We start from the raw sequence: 16538 nt of genomic DNA, 5'->3' as shown, positions 1-16538 counted from the left end.
CTTAAATAAACATAAACTCAACAAGGATGAAAAAGATATTATTAGGTTTGGTTTGTGCAATGATGGTAACTGTAAGTGTTGACGCACAACGTTACTGTGTGATAGACTCAAAATATATACTGGATAAATTAGTAGAATATAAGGACGCACAAACCAAGATAGACAAGCTGTCTGAAGACTGGCAAAAGGATATTGACAACCGTATGATGGAGGTAGACAGGATGTACAAAAGCTACCAGGCAGAGCGTGCCATGCTATCTGACGAAATGCGTAAAAAGCGTGAGGATGAGATAGTTGCGAAAGAAAAGAGTGTAAAGGACCTGCAAAAAGAAAGGTTTGGATACGAAGGTGACCTGTTCAAGGAGCGTCAAAAGCTTATAAAACCTGTACAGGACAAGGTGTTCAATGCTGTTCAGAAGTACGCTACCACTCACGCATACGATGTTGTTTTTGACAAGTCTGGTGGCGTAACACTGTTTTATGCAGATCCTAAGATCGATAAAAGCGACGAAGTGTTAAAATTACTTGGAATAAACAAATAATGGCATTTATTTTGCAACCCTGATACTAAAAACGAAAAACTTAATATGAAAAAAATAGTACTGATTGTAGCCTGCGGATTAATGTTGGGCAACATAGCAATTGCACAAACAAAATTCGGGCATATCAATTCAGCCGAACTATTAAAGAATATGCCTGATGTTACCAAGGCAGAGAATGAAATTCAAACCTATGCAAAAACCTTCCAGGAGCAACTGCAGGCGATGAGCAAAGAGTATGAAACAAAGGTTCAGGCTTTCCAGGCAGGTGAAAAGACCATGACGGAAGCAATGAAAGAAGTGAAGGTAAAAGAGATAAAAGACCTGGAAGCACGTATAGAAAGCACTAACCAGAGTGCACAGGAGAAAGTAGAAAAGAAAAGGCAGGAACTGCTGCAGCCGATCATTGATAAAGCAGATAAGGCAATTAAGAGTGTAGCTACTGAAAAAGGTTATGACTATATTTTTGACACCAGCACAGGTGCTTTCCTGCAGGTGAAACAATCAGACGATATCATGTCGCTGGTGAAGGCAAAACTGGGTATGCAATAATCAAAATGATTTAATTTATTCTGACGGGGCAAATAGTAATATTTGCCCCGTGTTTTTTAGGTACATGTACTTTTAACCAAGTATATTTGTCAGTACAGCGTAAAAATGAAAGCATGCAGGACGGAGCAATTGTTTCTTTAAGAAATGCGAACATATACCAGGGCCAGAGCCTGATTCTCAATAACGTACACTTTGAAGTAAGGAAAGGTGAGTTTGTATACCTGGTAGGGAAAACGGGTAGTGGAAAATCGAGCCTGCTGAAAACACTGTATGGTGATCTGTACCTGAAAGAAGGAGAGGGGCATGTTGCCGGTTTTGACTTGAAAACATTGAAATGGCAGAATGTTCCCCTGCTAAGGAGGAACCTGGGTATCGTATTCCAGGATTTCCGGTTGCTGACAGACAGAACGGTAAATGATAACCTTGAGTTCGTCTTAAAAGCCACGGGATGGACCGATAAGACCCTGATAAAAGAAAAGATAGATAATGTACTTCACAAGGTAGGATTGAGAAACAAAGGTTTTAAAATGCCTTACGAGATGTCAGGCGGTGAGCAACAGCGTGTGGACATAGCCCGAGCACTGCTGAACAATCCGCAACTGATACTGGCAGATGAACCAACAGGTAACCTGGATCCGGACACCCGTGATGAGATCATGCAGTTACTGTTCAATATATGTACAGACTACAATGCAGCTGTTATCATGGCCACGCATGATTACCATATCATTCAGAAATTCCCGGCAAGGGTTGTTCGTATTGAACATAGCGGAGTAAAAGAAATATCTGTAGCAGGTCTTTAAACCGATTTGAACAAAAGCCGGTATAACATCTTAGACAGGCTGAATAACCACAAAAAAGGTGTGAGTATCACATAAGCCGGATTGTGCCTGTAAATAGAACTGTATAGCCTCAATTCTCCCCTCCTCATTTTCCAGATGTTGCCGGAGGCGCCACCTGAACTGAGTTGAGGCCTGCCCAATACTGTAAGCGGTAGATTCAGCCAATGACAACCATATTTATGCGCTACTCTTATTGATAGTTCATGATCTTCGCAATACCTGTAGGTTTCATCAAAGCGCTCACTCAGCGACCTGCGTAAGGCAATGCATGAAGGCTGAAACGGGTTGCGCAGCAGGACAGAGGAGTAATTTAATGGTGTTATACCTTCTTGTAGGTTAGTGTTTTTTTGGGGGGCTGAAACAGTATACGGATGCCCCATGTATTGTATCTCCTTGTGTTCGGTGAATACCTTGCTTATTATTTCCAGTTTATCACTCGTCCAGGTGTCGTCACTATCCAGGAAGGCTATGATATCACCCTTTGCAGCATCCCACCCTCTGTTTCTTGCTGCAGAGGGGCCTGAATTGACTGGTAAGGATATGATGGTAATACCGGAAAATTGCTTTACTATTTCAAGTGTATCATCAGTACTGTGGTCATCCACAACTATTATTTCATAGGGCTGCAATGTCTGTTGCTTGCACGACAGGATAGCATGCTCAATACAGCCTGCTGCATTATATGCTGGTATTACTACACTTATGTTCATGAGCGACCATTTTGATGAGCAAATACCTCTTCGTATACTTTCAGCAAAATTTTTTCTTCGTTTTGCCAGCAATACTGTTCCCGCGCATTCATGCAGTTTTGCTGTAGTGCTTCATAGTATGCCTTATCTGTTATGAGCTTGTTGAGCGCAGCAGCAATATCTTCTTCAGTTGCAGGGTCGTTGACTAATACAGCTATTTCATAGTTTGCATTGATCTCCCTGTATTCTGGAAAGTTCATGCACACCTGTGGTACTGCATTGTGCATATAATCAAAATAACGGTTGGCAAGTGAGTATTCATTACTCAGGCTTACTGCATGAAACAAGGTAAGGCCAATGGTAGCTTGTTCCGTGTATTGTTTCAGTTCATCGGGTGGCAAGAACCCCTTGAATTGTATCTTATCCTGTAAGCCGTATTCAACTGTTAAAGCCTTTGCCTGTTCAAAAAAATTGCCTTCCCCACATACGATCAGTTGCATATCTACATGCCTCATGGCCGGTATCAGTTGCTCAAAGCATCGCCCTTCATTTACCCAGCCCTGGTAGAGTATATATCGTTTTTTCCGTTCAGGAATAGTGAAAGGCTTTAGTACTGTGGCATTGCGTACCACTGCATAGTTTTTATTGTATTTCTCGTTAAAGTAAAGCGCGCAGTAATGACCAACAGTATAGTTGTAATTGAAGTTAGGAAGTGTGGTACGCTCTATCCAGTCCCATATTTTTTTCTCCCTGGGTTTGGTGACCACTTCTTTCAGTTCAGTGAACAATTCATGTGCATCGTACACCCGTTTTTTATTCCTGATAATGGAAACAAGATATACAGGCATGATAGTGTCCAGGTCAATAGCGCACAACGCGTCACACCGTTTGAACAGCAGGTAAAAGAACAACATGATCCAGTAGCCGCCATACAGTAGTTTGCCTTGTTCTGCCAGTATTGGTATCCGTACCTGTTGGTAAGGACGGGGTGTTAACGGTTTGCTTTTTCCTCTTTTGAAACCTACTAATGTCACTTTGTATCCGGCTTCGGTCAGCGACGTGCAGATACGTATCATGCGCTGGTCATAATTCAGATCGTTGGTAACAGTAAAGATGATATGCTTGCCCATTATTTTCCGGTGGGTAAAAATAAGCCTTTTAAACTTGCGTTTTATTTATGTATTTCGCAGAATATGTCTTCCGGTCGAATATTGATATTAACCAATCGTGTGCCATTTCCGCTGAACGATGGTGGCAACCTGGCTATGAAAGCTATGGTTGACGGCTATAATGCAAACGGTTGGGATGTCTTTTTGTTGTCTATGAACACAAAAAGACATTACGTACCCGCAGCAACCCTGGCTAAGATATACAGGAATACCGTAGCTTTTGAAACAGTAGATATAGATAACTCAGTTAGACTTGTTCCATTATTGACTAATTTCTTCTTCAGCAAAGAGCCTGAACATGCAGTGCGTTTTAATGATAAAGCATTTGCGAAGAAACTCTCAGAAGTATTAGCCACATTCAAACCGGATGTGGTACAGGTGGAAAGCCTGTACTTGTCGGCATATATGCCTGTAATACGGCAATATAAGAGCATAAAGACTGTTTTGCGGTTGCACAATGTAGAATACCAGGTGTGGCAGCGACTGGCTGAAGAAACGGCTAACGTCCTGAAAAAACTATACCTGCATAACCTGGCTAAACGAATAAAACACTTCGAAGAACGTATATGGAAGGAGTATGACTTGTTGTTACCTATAACTCATAATGACGAAGGCATGGTAAAACAAATGGTGGCAGATGCTACCACTTATGTTGTGCCGTTTGGTATTGATACAAAGAAGATCTTCCAACCCAAAAGCGTAGAAGACTGGACAGGCTATCACATAGGTGCCATGGACTGGCTGCCCAACAGGGAGGGCATAGAGTGGTTCCTGGAGGAAGCGTGGCCGTTGATAAGAAAACAGGTGCCGGACTTTACCTTCGCTTTTGCAGGGCGTAACATGCCACAGTCATTCCCGGATATGCATATTGATGGGGTGGCTTGTGCCGGCGAGGTTCCTGATGCAGAGGCTTTTATTGCTGATAAAAAGATACTCATCGTGCCTATCAGGTCGGGCGGTGGGATCAGGGTCAAGATATTGGAAGCCATGGCAGCAGGTAAGGTAGTTATCAGTACAGCGGTAGGCATGCAGGGTATTGATGCTAAGGAGGGGAAACACTATCTCAAAGCTGACACTGCTATAACGTTTGCAGAGGCCGTTAAATGGTGTATGGAACATAAAGCGGAGGCAGAACGAATGGGGGAAGAGGCTAAAAAGCTCATTATCAATCATTACAACTTGTCTGTTATTGCACAAGGATTGTCTGAAAAGTTACTCGGATTGAAGGGCTGATATCCATTTGAGTAACTATATAACCATTTTTGATACACGTATTTACCTGCTGAGCCTATTTTATTTATTTAGGCATGGAATTAGCTGTAACTTTGCAGGTACATAGATATTAGGTATATGTTAGATACGATAGAGTCTGCGATAGAAGATCTGAAAAAAGGTAAACTACTGATAGTTGTAGATGACGAGGACCGCGAAAATGAAGGTGATTTTATTACCGCTGCGGCCAATGTTACCCCGGAGATAATCAACTTTATGTCAAAGTTCGGCAGGGGGCTTATCTGCGCTCCTGTTACCGAAGAACGTTGTGATGAGCTGAATCTGAACCTGATGGTGGAGAACAACACTGTTTTGCACCAGACGCCATTTACCGTTTCGGTAGACCTTATAGGTAATGGTTGTACGACAGGTATATCTGCACATGACAGGGCTAAGACTGTTCAGGCGCTCATTGATCCGAATACCAAACCGGACGACCTGGGCCGTCCCGGGCATATATTTCCTCTAAGGGCTAAAAGTGCCGGTGTGTTGAGGAGGGCAGGGCATACTGAAGCGACTGTTGACCTGGCAAGGCTGGCAGGCTTTGAGCCGGCGGGTGTTTTGGTAGAGATCATGAACGACGATGGTACTATGGCCAGGTTGCCGCAGCTTATGGACATAGCTAAGAAATTCGAACTTAAGATCATATCAATAAAAGACCTGATAGAGTACAGGCTGGCAAATGAAAGCCTGATTGAAGAAGAGGTGAGTGTGCAGATGCCCACCAAACGTGGTGACTTTGAACTTATTGCATTCAGGCAAATAACCACCGGTGAACACCACCTGGCGTTGAAAAAAGGTACATGGGACAAAGATGAACCGGTGTTGGTGCGTGTACACAGCTCATGTGTGACCGGCGATATACTACATTCTTTGCGTTGCGACTGTGGTGATCAGTTGGAAAAAGCCATGGAAATGGTAGAAGCAGAAGGAAAAGGTATCGTATTGTATATGAACCAGGAAGGCAGGGGCATAGGCTTGCTGAACAAACTGAAGGCCTATAAGCTACAGGAGGAAGGTAAGGATACAGTAGAGGCCAACCTGGCGCTTGGATTCAAGAATGATCAACGTGATTATGGTGTCGGTGCACAGATACTCCGGCACCTGGGTGTAAGCAAGATAAAACTGATGACCAACAACCCACGAAAAAGAGCTGGGCTGTTAGGTTACGGACTGGAGATCGTTGATAATGTACCTATAGAAATTAAGCCGAATAAGCACAACGAATTTTATTTACAGACAAAACGAGATAAATTAGGCCACGAGATACTTAAATGATCTCCCGTTTAACCAAGTCTGTTTATTTTGAAGATTCTCTTTTTAGCAAATCGTACTCCTTATCCGCCTTATCGAGGTGATAAGCTGAAGATATTTAACCTCGCAAGGAGGTTGAATAAGAGACATGAATTGCATTTACTCACCTTTGCACAGACAGATGAGGATTTGGGGTATAAAGCAGAATTAGAAAAGGTTTTTACCCGTGTACATTTTATTTACCTGCCCAAGTGGAAGTCGGCGTTAAATTGTGTCGCCGCATTGTGGTCTGCTACACCATTGCAGGTATTATATTTCAAGTCGGCCGCTATGAAGGCGAAACTTGCCGAGCTACTGGAGGGTGATGATTTTGATGCGGTACATGTGCAGCATTTAAGAATGTCTCCATACCTGGCAAATCGTAAAGAACTACCACGTATTCTTGATATGCCCGATGCGTTTTCTTTATACTGGGAGCGCAGGGAGAAAGCGGAAAAGAATCCTGTCTTAAAATTCATAAACGGTATTGAAAAAGACAGGCTGCTTCGATATGAGCAGATCATGAAGCGGTATGATCTTTCACTGGTTTGCTCGGCTGAAGACCTGGTATATCTGAAAGGCAAACATCAACTTTCAAATATTGAATTGCTCCCTAACGGTGTAGACCTGGATACTTTTGCAGCTAAAGATCATGACTACAGCCATAACAAGACACTACTGTTTACCGGTAACATGGACTATGCGCCTAATGTTGATGCAGTTCAGTATTTTGTTGCTGAAGTATTGCCGTTGATTCAGAAGGTGCATCCCGATGTACAATTCATAATTGCAGGGCAACGCCCGGTAAAAAAAGTGCAGGACCTGGCATCTGAAAATGTGAAAGTAACCGGTTTCATAAAGGACCTCGCGGCTGTATATAACGAAGCAAGTGTTGTTGTAGCTCCATTGCGCTTTGGAGCCGGTACGCAAAATAAAGTACTTGAAGCGATGGCTATGGGTGTACCGGTGGTATGTTCCGATATTGGTTTCAAAGGGCTGGGTATCGAGAGTGGAGAAGGGGCTGTTATGCAAACTACAGCCGGGACATTTGCCAATGCAGTTGTTGATCTGTTGAATAGCGAAGAAGAGCGGCGAAAAGTTGGACAAAAGGGTATTGAAGTGATCAGGAACAGCTTTGGCTGGGATGCTATAGCTCTTTTACTGGAAAAATATCTGCAACAGGTTAGCGGAAAATAACACTACTTCTTGTCTGTAGCATTGCTGTCGTCGTTCAGCAATTCATTTTCTCTTTGTATTTCTGCTTCTTCTTCTTTCTTCATGTATTTGGCACCGCCAAACAGGTCTTTCAGATTGTCGAAAGATTTACGATAAGACAAACCCACGCCACCACGTGTAATATTCTGGTCGGCCAGTACATCATAACTGCTGGTTCTGAATATATTCCCGCGCAAATTACCGCCTTCTTTCAGCAGGTACTGCAGCCTGAAGTCTCCCACAGGGTTAAAGTTACTGGTGCTGTTACTCGAAGTGGGTTTTCCCCAGTCTACCGAGCTACCCACTTCCACCGTCAGCCTGTCTTTAAAGAGGTTTTTCTTTACACCGATGGATACTGAGTTCCTGTTACTCGCTCCGGGGTCGTTATTGTCGTAGTTGTATTTTTTGTATTTCAGGTCAATGGCAATATTCTCATCACCAGTCAGCTTGCTTATCAGGTTGGTGAGTTGTGAGGATGCAGTGCCCGAAAATATATCACTCACATTATTTACAACACCTGAAGCAGCACCGGCCTCAAAGCCCCCTTCGGCCGGGATAAAGGCGTTCACTAACAACAGAGAAGCCACCTGGTTGAATAACTCGCGCTCATTATTGTTTACATTCTCCAGCTTTTTATAAGCTATAGTACCAGCACCGCTCTTGTCGGGCAGTTCTATTTTAAATCCTAGTTCCGGAGTGCCCAGGCTGCCTTTCATATTCAGTATCACGTTTATTTCTCTTGTTACTTTTGCCTGGTTTATCTCTCTTTCGCCCATGTCTTCCACCAGTGTTTTTTCAGACGGTGTTAACAGGTCATATAGTCGTGCACGGGTGGTGTAAATACCGTCCACATTCAGTTGTGTGTTGTCTATAGGTCCTACAAATTGTATGACGCTACCTTCATTCAGGCTGAATTTACGCTTGAAAAATAACTGAGGTAAGGTGAATGTATAGCTTCCGTTGTCTATTATGTAATTGCCAAACATGCGTATATCACCATTGGGTGGTATGTCCATGCTGATATTGCCCGTTCCGCTGGCATTGATAGCGTCTCCCGTTGTCGGGTCCATGATCATGGTTATCTCTGCCAGTGGGTTAAGTATCGCATCTATCTGTATGCTTAGTTTTGCGTTTTCTTTTTTTATCTCTTCTGGTTCGTCTCCATTTTTCTTAAATGTGATATAGCTGTATGCGCCAATGTCATTTGTACCGCTGCTCAGTGGTAAGAATAAATGAGACTTCTGTGCAGGCTGTGCCTTATTTATGCGAACCAGGACATCGTCAAAAGGCCCTGATATGACCAGGCTCTCAAATTTAGCTACCAGGTTGCCGTAGAACAGTTCACTTTCGTTTGGCCTCAGGTCTATTACTTCAAACTTAGGAGAGGTCATCCTGAAATTGAGTTTCATATCCCTGAGCCTGTCATGGTCTATTCCGCCGGTAAGCAATGCCCTGTTGTCAAACCTGTCATACAACGCCATCTTACCTACACTAATCGATGAGTTGTTAACATCGATCGTGGCTTCAGGTATGCGATACACAGCGCCTAAAAAGTCTATGTGCATACCAATTTCCTTCAGGCCTATTTTTCCATCAATATCAGGGGATGCCGATGTGCCTTTTATAATAATGTTGCCGTTCAGTGTTCCCTTAATATCACTTACAAAGCCTTTTAATACTGGTGATAGCCAGGATAAGGGAGTGTTAGTGAAGTTTACTTTTGCATCAATATTCTGTGATACGTTTTCAGCTAACGAAAAACGCCCGGAGGCTGACAGTGATTCTACGCCACGGGATATACCTGTTTTTTTATCCAGGGTCAGTAACTCTTTTTTACCGTCATAATTGCCTACGATGTTTATTGCACCGATGGTATCTGTTCCTATCTGTATGCCGCTTGCTTTCATATTGGCATCAACATACAGGTCAGAGAAAAGGTTGTTAACAGTAACCGTGCCATTTATCCTGCCTTTTATCTCATAGTCGGCCAGGCCGGTTATCTTGCCTATTTCAGAGGCATGAAAATTAGATATGTTTACGGCTATGCTTTGATCCAGTCCTTTGTTGCTGGAGTTGATGCTTATCTGCTGTGAGCCCGACTTAATAGCAAAATTGTTGATGGACAGGTAACCATCCGTATACACTATTTTGTTGTCACCGGATATATCCCATTTCTTTTTGTTCATGTAAAACTCCGAAGGGAATATGTTTGCATCAAGTGTGTCGCCGTGGGCAAATAACTGGCCTTTTATCACAGCATCGCCCAGCGCATTCTGCGAAGTAGTTGTGATGTAAAAGGTCATTTTGTCGGTGCCAAGTATTGAATTGACTTTTACGGAGCCGTTCATAGAGGTGTCGGTCAATGCAACTCTGCCAACATCAATATTTGTTATCAATGTTTTAAAAGTCCCTTTGGCATCAATGTTTGTATTGTTCAGTTGAATGCCGTTCACGACTCCTTTGTCAATATGAGCATTCAATTCCAACTCCTGCCTGGCGGTGATAAGATGTCCTGATATGGTAGTGTTGTTGAATCCTGATACAGTTGGTACAAATACCGCGAACAGGCTGTCGAGGTCGTTGGTCTCCAGGTCGAAGGTAATGTCCTGTTGTGCCCCCGCATTTGCAGGTGCGCTTATGTAGTTAGGAATATAACCAGAGATATAATACTGGAATGAATTGGCAAGTGTGCTCAACTCATAGTTGCCATTGACCTTTGCCGAAAATGCATTGCTGTTAATCGTGATCTTTTTATTTACACCTTCTTCAGTTGCGTTTACGTAAATTGAGTCAAGATCCAGTTGGTGACCGTTTTTTTCAAAGTCTATGTTGTATAGCTTGGCATAACCTGTAAAGTCATCGATGTTGTTGCCCTGCCAGTCCAGGTCAAAGTCTGCTACCAGGGTCATGGTATCATTTACCAGGTTAAGTGCGGCAAGGTTACTATGCAGCAGATTCGCTTTGGCGTTTATTTTAAGTGTCTTATCGCTGAAGTCGAATAGCCCGTAAAAGCCCAGCGAAAGGTTCGGGTCACTGATCAGCAAATTACCGGTAAACTTCTCCTTCTCCAGTTTTCCATCTGCATTGATGCCCTGGTAGGAATATTTTTTATATTCAATATGGTCAATGACAGTTTTGAAATTCATTGCCACACCATCTTGTTTCGATTCTGTACCGTCTACTTCGGCATTCAGTGTGATGGTTCCAAGGTCATCCTGTCTCAATAGTGCACCGAGATTCAGGTTGCTGACATTTACTTTCCCGGTAAAGGTAGTTTGTGCCTTATCTCCGTCAGGTATCTTCATGCTCACGTCAGATGTAATATTTCCCAGGTTGCTGGTAATAGTACCATTAACTACGAAATTGTTGATGTAACCTTTGAAATCGCCTTTGAAATAAGCGCGGGTAATATTTTCAAGGGCAACTGAGTTGTTGTCTTTTAATTGTGGGGCGTACCTGAAAATACCACTTCCGCTGGTAAAGAGTTCACCATTGGTATAGTTGATATAGGTAGTATTGATGTCGGGTAGCCCTTCCATGGTAAGGTTACCCCTGATAGTAGTAAAGCCATCGGTAAGACTCAGGTCTTTGGCTTTGATGTCTGCTACTGTACCTTTTATATCTCCTGAAATGTTAAGAACAGTAGGGTATTCTCTGAGTACTGTTGCGAAATAGGCTATGTCTTTTGAATCAACGGTAGATCTCCTGAAGTTGGCAACCATCACAACCTTCTCTATATAGTCCAGGAAATCGGGGAAGCGCTTATAGTGCATAGCATAGTAATCGCCAATGTTACTGTTAGCAGTTTGCAACAACAGGTCTTTGCATATGGATTCGTTAGGTGAAACCCTTATGTCTGCTTTCATTTTCTTAACCTGCAGGCCGCATCGTTCTTTTGCCGCCAGCTTGTCCAGGTTTACTGTCAGTGTATCACCATCTATCCTTATGTCTTCTGCCTCTAATTGTATGTCGCTTACATGTATATGTGCCGGGTCAAATTCGTCAGGGTAGGGTGTACGCGTGCCAACATCCAGGCTGAAAAAACAGTCTTTCAGATCAAGGCTGGATAATTTTATGTCCCACTTGCCGGGGTTAAAGGCAGTTGTGTCTATGGTATTAGATGGTGGGGCCTTGGGTTTGGGCGGACGTCCGCCATCATAATCCCTTAGTATTACTTTGGTGGCAGTAGCAGCTATATCATCTATTTCAATGATCTTCTTTTCAAGGTCAATTTTATCCGCGTCTATACTGAAACTGCCCACAGCAAAATTCATATCGCTGCCTACCCAGGCATCATTCATGTTAAATCTCACATTCTTAATATCTACCTCTTTTAGGTCGATATCCATAGTGCCGCTACTTTTTTTAGTGGTGGTATCGTTGCTGGTCCCAAAAGCGTCTATGATAAACTGGTAGTTCCATTCGTCAGATTTTGCAGTTCTGTATAGGTTAACGTATGCGTCGTGCAGGCCTACATATTTTATCACCGGTGTGCCGTCGCGGAAGATGAACCAGTCCGTTATCCTGAAACGTATCTCACCGGCATAAAGTAATGTGTCCTTGTCCGTCCCCTCCACATATATCCCCTGTACATATAGGTGATTGAGCGGGTCGATACGGATATGATCTATACTGACTGTGGTATTCAGCTTGTTTGACAGAAACTTGGTAGCACGGCCTACAATATAATTCTGAACAGGCGTCAGGTTGACCAGTAGTACCAACAGCAATATCAAAGCCACCAGGCTTATTGCTGTGTATTTCAATATTTTAAGAAATCGTTTCAGACTAAATTTATATAAAATTGCGGGCTACAAAAGTAACATCCTTAAGTTATATCCCATGCACTATTTTGTTAATAAATTACCATATAACGATCAGATATATGAGTGATTTTGAGCGGTATTTTTGTCCAGCTCCTGACAGGATACTGAAATCAATGTTATTTTGCAGGTAGTTCATATTTTATAAAGGGTTTTTAAAATATCATTTGATGAATAAAATATCGTTATACATACTTGCAATACTATCTGGAATGGGAGTAAACGCACAGGATATGGCAGCATTTAAGGGCACATATCCGCAGACAAAGAAAACAGATCAGTCGGACGTTTATTTTGGTACAAAGGTCAATGACCCTTATCGTTGGCTGGAAGACGACCTCTCCCAGGAGACAAAAGACTGGGTGAAGGCTGAGAACAAAGTAACCAATGAATACCTGGACCAGATACCTTTTCGCGATGCTATCAAGAAAAGACTGACTGAGTTGTGGAATTATGAAAAGTACAGCGCTCCGTTTAAAGAAGGGGATTATACTTACTTCTATAAGAACGACGGGTTGCAGAATCAGTCCATCCTGTTCCGCCAGAAAGGCAACGGGAAACCTGAAGTGTTTTTAGATCCAAATGCTTTTTCTAAAGACGGTACCACATCCCTGGCTGGTATCCAGTTCACAAAAGACGGTTCTCTTTGCGCCTACCAGATATCCGAGGGGGGCTCTGACTGGAGGAAGGTTATCATATTGGATACTAAAACCAGGAAAATGCTCGGTGATACCCTTGTAGATATTAAGTTCAGTGGCCTCTCCTGGAGAGGTAATGAAGGGTTCTATTACAGTAGCTATGACAAGCCCAAAGAGGGTAGTGAACTGTCTGGAAAGACACAGCAGCATAAATTATTCTTCCATAAGTTAGGTACACCTCAATCGTCAGATGAACTGATCTTTGGTGGAACCGTAACCCAAAGAAGGTACATCGGGGGCTCTGTAACAGAAGATCAGCAATACCTTGTTATTTCAGCTGCTAATGCTACTTATGGTAATGAGTTGTATGTGCAGTCGCTGAAACAGAAGAATGCTCCTATAGTTGCAATGGTAAAAGGTTTCGACTATGAGCAGGATGTAGTACATGCTGAAGATGGTATGCTGTATATACTCACCAATATGGGGGCTCCTAACAGGAGACTGATGATCGTAGATGCTAAAAGCCCGCAATCAGGAAACTGGTTGCCACTGATTCCAGAGATGAAATACCCTATGAGCATCTCAACATGTGGTGGTAAGTTCTTTGCGAGCTTCCTGAAAGATGCTGTATCAGAAGTGCGCCAGTATGATATGCGCGGGCAAGAAGAGCGCGTGATACAACTACCTGGATTAGGTACTGCCAGTGGATTCGGTGGTAAAAGAGAAGAGACGGAGCTGTATTACAACTTTACATCCTACGTTTATCCTCCAACGATATTCAAATACGATATTAAATCAGGTAAGACAGAAATATATAAGAAATCAGGTGTGAAATTCGATCCCGAAAGCTATGAAAGCAAACAGGTTTTTTACACCTCATATCCTGATGGTACATTGATACCAATGATCATAACCTACAAAAAGGGTACACAATTGAATGGTAAAAACCCACTTTTGTTATATGGTTACGGTGGCTTCAGTATCAGCCTCACGCCATCTTTCAGCGTGAGTAATATCGTGTTTCTTGAGAACGGGGGTATATATGCCGTAGCCAACCTGAGGGGAGGCGGAGAGTATGGTGATAGCTGGCATAATATGGGTACCAAGCTGCATAAGCAAAATGTATTCAATGACTTTATTTCTGCTGCACAATACCTGATAGATCAGAAATATACATCAAAAGATTACCTGGCTATTGCCGGCGGGTCTAATGGCGGATTGCTGGTGGGCGCATGCCTTACACAACGTCCCGACCTGTTCAAAGTTTGCTTTCCTGCAGTGGGTGTGCTGGATATGTTAAGGTATCATAAGTTTACCGCCGGCGCAGGCTGGGCTTACGACTATGGTACTGCCGATGACAATGCTGATATGTTCAACTACCTGCTGGGATATTCTCCTGTGCATAATGTAAAACCGGGCACCTGCTATCCGGCTACTATGGTCACTACAGGCGACCATGACGACAGGGTAGTACCTGCACACTCCTTTAAGTTTGCCGCTGCATTGCAGGCTGCACAAAGTTGTAATAAACCAACCCTGATACGTATTGAAACACAAGCTGGGCACGGTGCAGGTAAACCTACTTCAATGATCATCAGTGAGCAGGCAGATAAATGGGCTTTCCTGTTGTATAATATGGGATTAAGCTATCAATAACAGCTGCAGATCGTTTTAATAAAAAAGGGGGTGGATCAACCACCCCTTTTCTTTTTCCGTTTTTTTTCAGGACTGAATAAGCCATTCTTTTGCTGATCATTCTTTTTTATCCAGTCTATTACTTGCATATCCCTGATGGTGGTTTCCCTTACTCCTTCCAGTATATTCTGCCATATAAGGTTGAAGAATGATTTTAGCTCATCTCTTTTTACCTGTGTTTTGATATGCCGGACGTCATCACCGGGCATGGGATTGCCTGAATAGAGAATCATATTGTTGGCAATGAAACTAAGGAATCCTTTTGTTTTCTTTTCACCCACCTGGTTGGTCTCGTTCTTCAATATCCTTATCCCAAGGTTGCTATAGAGCATTGTAAAATAACCTCCGGCTGCATATTCATTACCTGATATTTTCAGGTCGAGACTTTTCATGTTCAGCGACTTTACATCCAGCAAAGAAAATGCTTTTGTTTGTTCGCTTACCTGGTAGCTTTGCATCCCCTCAAGTCTGGCATCAAGGCTGAAGGCTCCTTTAGGATCTGACATGGAGAACCGGAACAAAGCGTCTACATCTGTATATTTATTGAACTTGGCATTCAAGTGGGCTATCGCGATGCTGTCTTTCTCCAGGTAGGCGGGTATATTCGTTACATTGCTTATCGTGCCATCGATATTGTCAAAATGTATAGTTGCTTTCTTCCCTGTTTTATTGCTTATTTCAGCATAGGCCACGCTCCCTTTGTTTATTTTTATCTCGCCGATATATATCGGCAGCTTCATATTTCTTACAACCTGGTTTGGGAATTTGCCCAATTTGCTGATCGTATTAGCTGGGTGTCGCCTGTCCAGCAATATCTCCATTGAGCTGTGATTCAGGTATACGGCAGAGGAGGTAAGTATATGTTCTTGTTTTAGTTTGTTACGGTCTATCTTGTCAAATTCTATGGTTGGGAAGTTCAGATCATAAATCTCCTTCTGCATATCTACTTTCCGGTAAAATTCAGCAGTAGTACCTTTTAACCTGATGCGCAGGTCACGAGCGGTGATCTTATTCTCCTGGCTGCTGAAACGCAGGTTGGTACACGAATAATTATACATGGATGAGGGGGAAGCGTAGCTGAAGTTTCCCACAATTATTTCTCCATGGTCTGCCATCAGGAATTTGCTGGTATCTCTCAGGTAACTAAGGCCATACTGCCAGTTGCTGAGTTCAGCATCACACTTGTTGAAGCTGACAATATTTGAATCGTCGCCATTTAGAAAAATGTATCTGATATCGGCGTTCATCACTTTTAGTGTGTTAGCAGTAAACTCTTTATTTTGCTCTGTTCTATGGGAGGTGTCTTTTTTTATTAGTGCCGAGTCTGTCTTGTAAATAGCTATAGCAGGCCGCACAATAGTTAACAGGCCGCAACTAAAGCCTTCACCTCCTTTTAGCTTGTCCCACATGATGCTGCTTACCTTCAGACGTGGGATATTCACATCCACATACATAGGCTTGGCAGTACTGTCTGCTATACTCCGGGCAACTATGTCGCTGTCAGCCCATATATGAATGCCTCTAAGCGTGATACTCCTGGTCAGGATATTGAGCGATGCTCCTTGTACCGAGATATGATACAGGCTGTCTGTGCCGGCGGCAACTGCCTTTGGCAGCACATTCAGGATGATCTTCTTATACCTGCCCGCAACGATATTGCCGATCACGATAAGTAACAGGATCACAACTGCTGTTATGCCGATAAAGAGCTTCTTTTTTTTGGTCAGAGCTGGCACGAGAGGTTTTTGTATACCGTACTATACTGTCCGGTACGTGAAAATTAGCTATTACCTCAGATATAATAAAAGTGA

11 protein-coding genes are annotated in these 16538 nt (G+C 42.9%); 7 read left to right on the top strand and 4 right to left on the bottom strand.

All coding sequences use genetic code 11. The features are described 5' to 3' along the window. Positions 1-26 precede the first annotated feature (26 nt). The 3 genes from H6550_10920 (at position 27) to H6550_10910 (ending at position 1894) form a co-directional block, all read left to right on the top strand. Positions 27-542: an OmpH family outer membrane protein gene (locus H6550_10920; GenBank protein ID MCB9046631.1), complete on the top strand. Its 516-nt coding sequence runs from the start codon at positions 27-29 to the stop codon at positions 540-542. A gap of 45 nt (positions 543-587) precedes the next feature. Then, a complete protein-coding gene (locus tag H6550_10915) occupies positions 588-1091 on the top strand; it encodes an OmpH family outer membrane protein (GenBank protein ID MCB9046630.1) in 504 nt (167 codons plus the stop codon). Positions 1092-1204: 113 nt separating this feature from the next. Next, complete coding sequence (locus tag H6550_10910) at positions 1205-1894, top strand: ATP-binding cassette domain-containing protein (GenBank protein MCB9046629.1); 690 nt, start codon at positions 1205-1207, stop codon at positions 1892-1894. Here the strand turns inward: H6550_10910 and H6550_10905 are convergent. Together H6550_10905 and H6550_10900 are read right to left on the bottom strand one after the other, a co-directional pair. Then, the gene (locus H6550_10905) at positions 1891-2643 is read right to left on the bottom strand and encodes a glycosyltransferase family 2 protein (GenBank protein ID MCB9046628.1); all 753 of its coding nucleotides are present in this window, start codon (positions 2641-2643) and stop codon (positions 1891-1893) included. The two genes, H6550_10910 and H6550_10905, sit on opposite strands and share 4 nt — an antisense overlap. Then, on the bottom strand, positions 2640-3698 hold the full coding sequence (locus tag H6550_10900) for a glycosyltransferase (GenBank protein MCB9046627.1): 1059 nt from the start codon (positions 3696-3698) through the stop codon (positions 2640-2642). The genes H6550_10905 and H6550_10900 overlap by 4 nt, the downstream gene beginning before the upstream one ends. A gap of 117 nt (positions 3699-3815) precedes the next feature. Between H6550_10900 and H6550_10895 the strand changes: the two genes are divergently transcribed. The 3 genes from H6550_10895 to H6550_10885 all read left to right on the top strand — a co-directional run bounded on the left by H6550_10895 (position 3816) and on the right by H6550_10885 (position 7553). Further along, positions 3816-5024 carry a glycosyltransferase gene (locus tag H6550_10895; protein MCB9046626.1) on the top strand — a complete coding sequence of 403 codons (1209 nt, stop codon included), beginning with the start codon at positions 3816-3818 and terminating at the stop codon, positions 5022-5024. A 117-nt stretch (positions 5025-5141) separates the two neighbouring features. Next, positions 5142-6341 carry a bifunctional 3,4-dihydroxy-2-butanone-4-phosphate synthase/GTP cyclohydrolase II gene (locus H6550_10890; GenBank protein ID MCB9046625.1) on the top strand — a complete coding sequence of 400 codons (1200 nt, stop codon included), beginning with the start codon at positions 5142-5144 and terminating at the stop codon, positions 6339-6341. A 111-nt stretch (positions 6342-6452) separates the two neighbouring features. Then, the gene (locus tag H6550_10885) at positions 6453-7553 is read left to right on the top strand and encodes a glycosyltransferase (protein MCB9046624.1); all 1101 of its coding nucleotides are present in this window, start codon (positions 6453-6455) and stop codon (positions 7551-7553) included. Positions 7554-7555: 2 nt separating this feature from the next. Here the strand turns inward: H6550_10885 and H6550_10880 are convergent, their stop codons facing one another. After that, complete coding sequence (locus H6550_10880; protein MCB9046623.1) at positions 7556-12337, bottom strand: translocation/assembly module TamB domain-containing protein; 4782 nt, start codon at positions 12335-12337, stop codon at positions 7556-7558. A gap of 227 nt (positions 12338-12564) precedes the next feature. Between H6550_10880 and H6550_10875 the strand changes: the two genes are divergently transcribed. Next, positions 12565-14688 (top strand): S9 family peptidase, encoded by a 2124-nt coding sequence (locus H6550_10875; protein MCB9046622.1) that lies wholly within the window; start codon positions 12565-12567, stop codon positions 14686-14688. A 35-nt stretch (positions 14689-14723) separates the two neighbouring features. Here H6550_10875 and H6550_10870 read toward each other — a convergent pair whose 3' ends face one another. Continuing rightward, on the bottom strand, positions 14724-16463 hold the full coding sequence (locus tag H6550_10870; GenBank protein ID MCB9046621.1) for a hypothetical protein: 1740 nt from the start codon (positions 16461-16463) through the stop codon (positions 14724-14726). Positions 16464-16538: the final 75 nt, after the last annotated feature.

Source organism: Chitinophagales bacterium, assembly GCA_020636495.1.
Lineage (GTDB): Bacteria > Bacteroidota > Bacteroidia > Chitinophagales > Chitinophagaceae > UBA5543.
The sequence above is the reverse complement of the archived record's forward strand: the minus strand, read 5'-3'. Positions and strand labels throughout refer to the sequence as shown.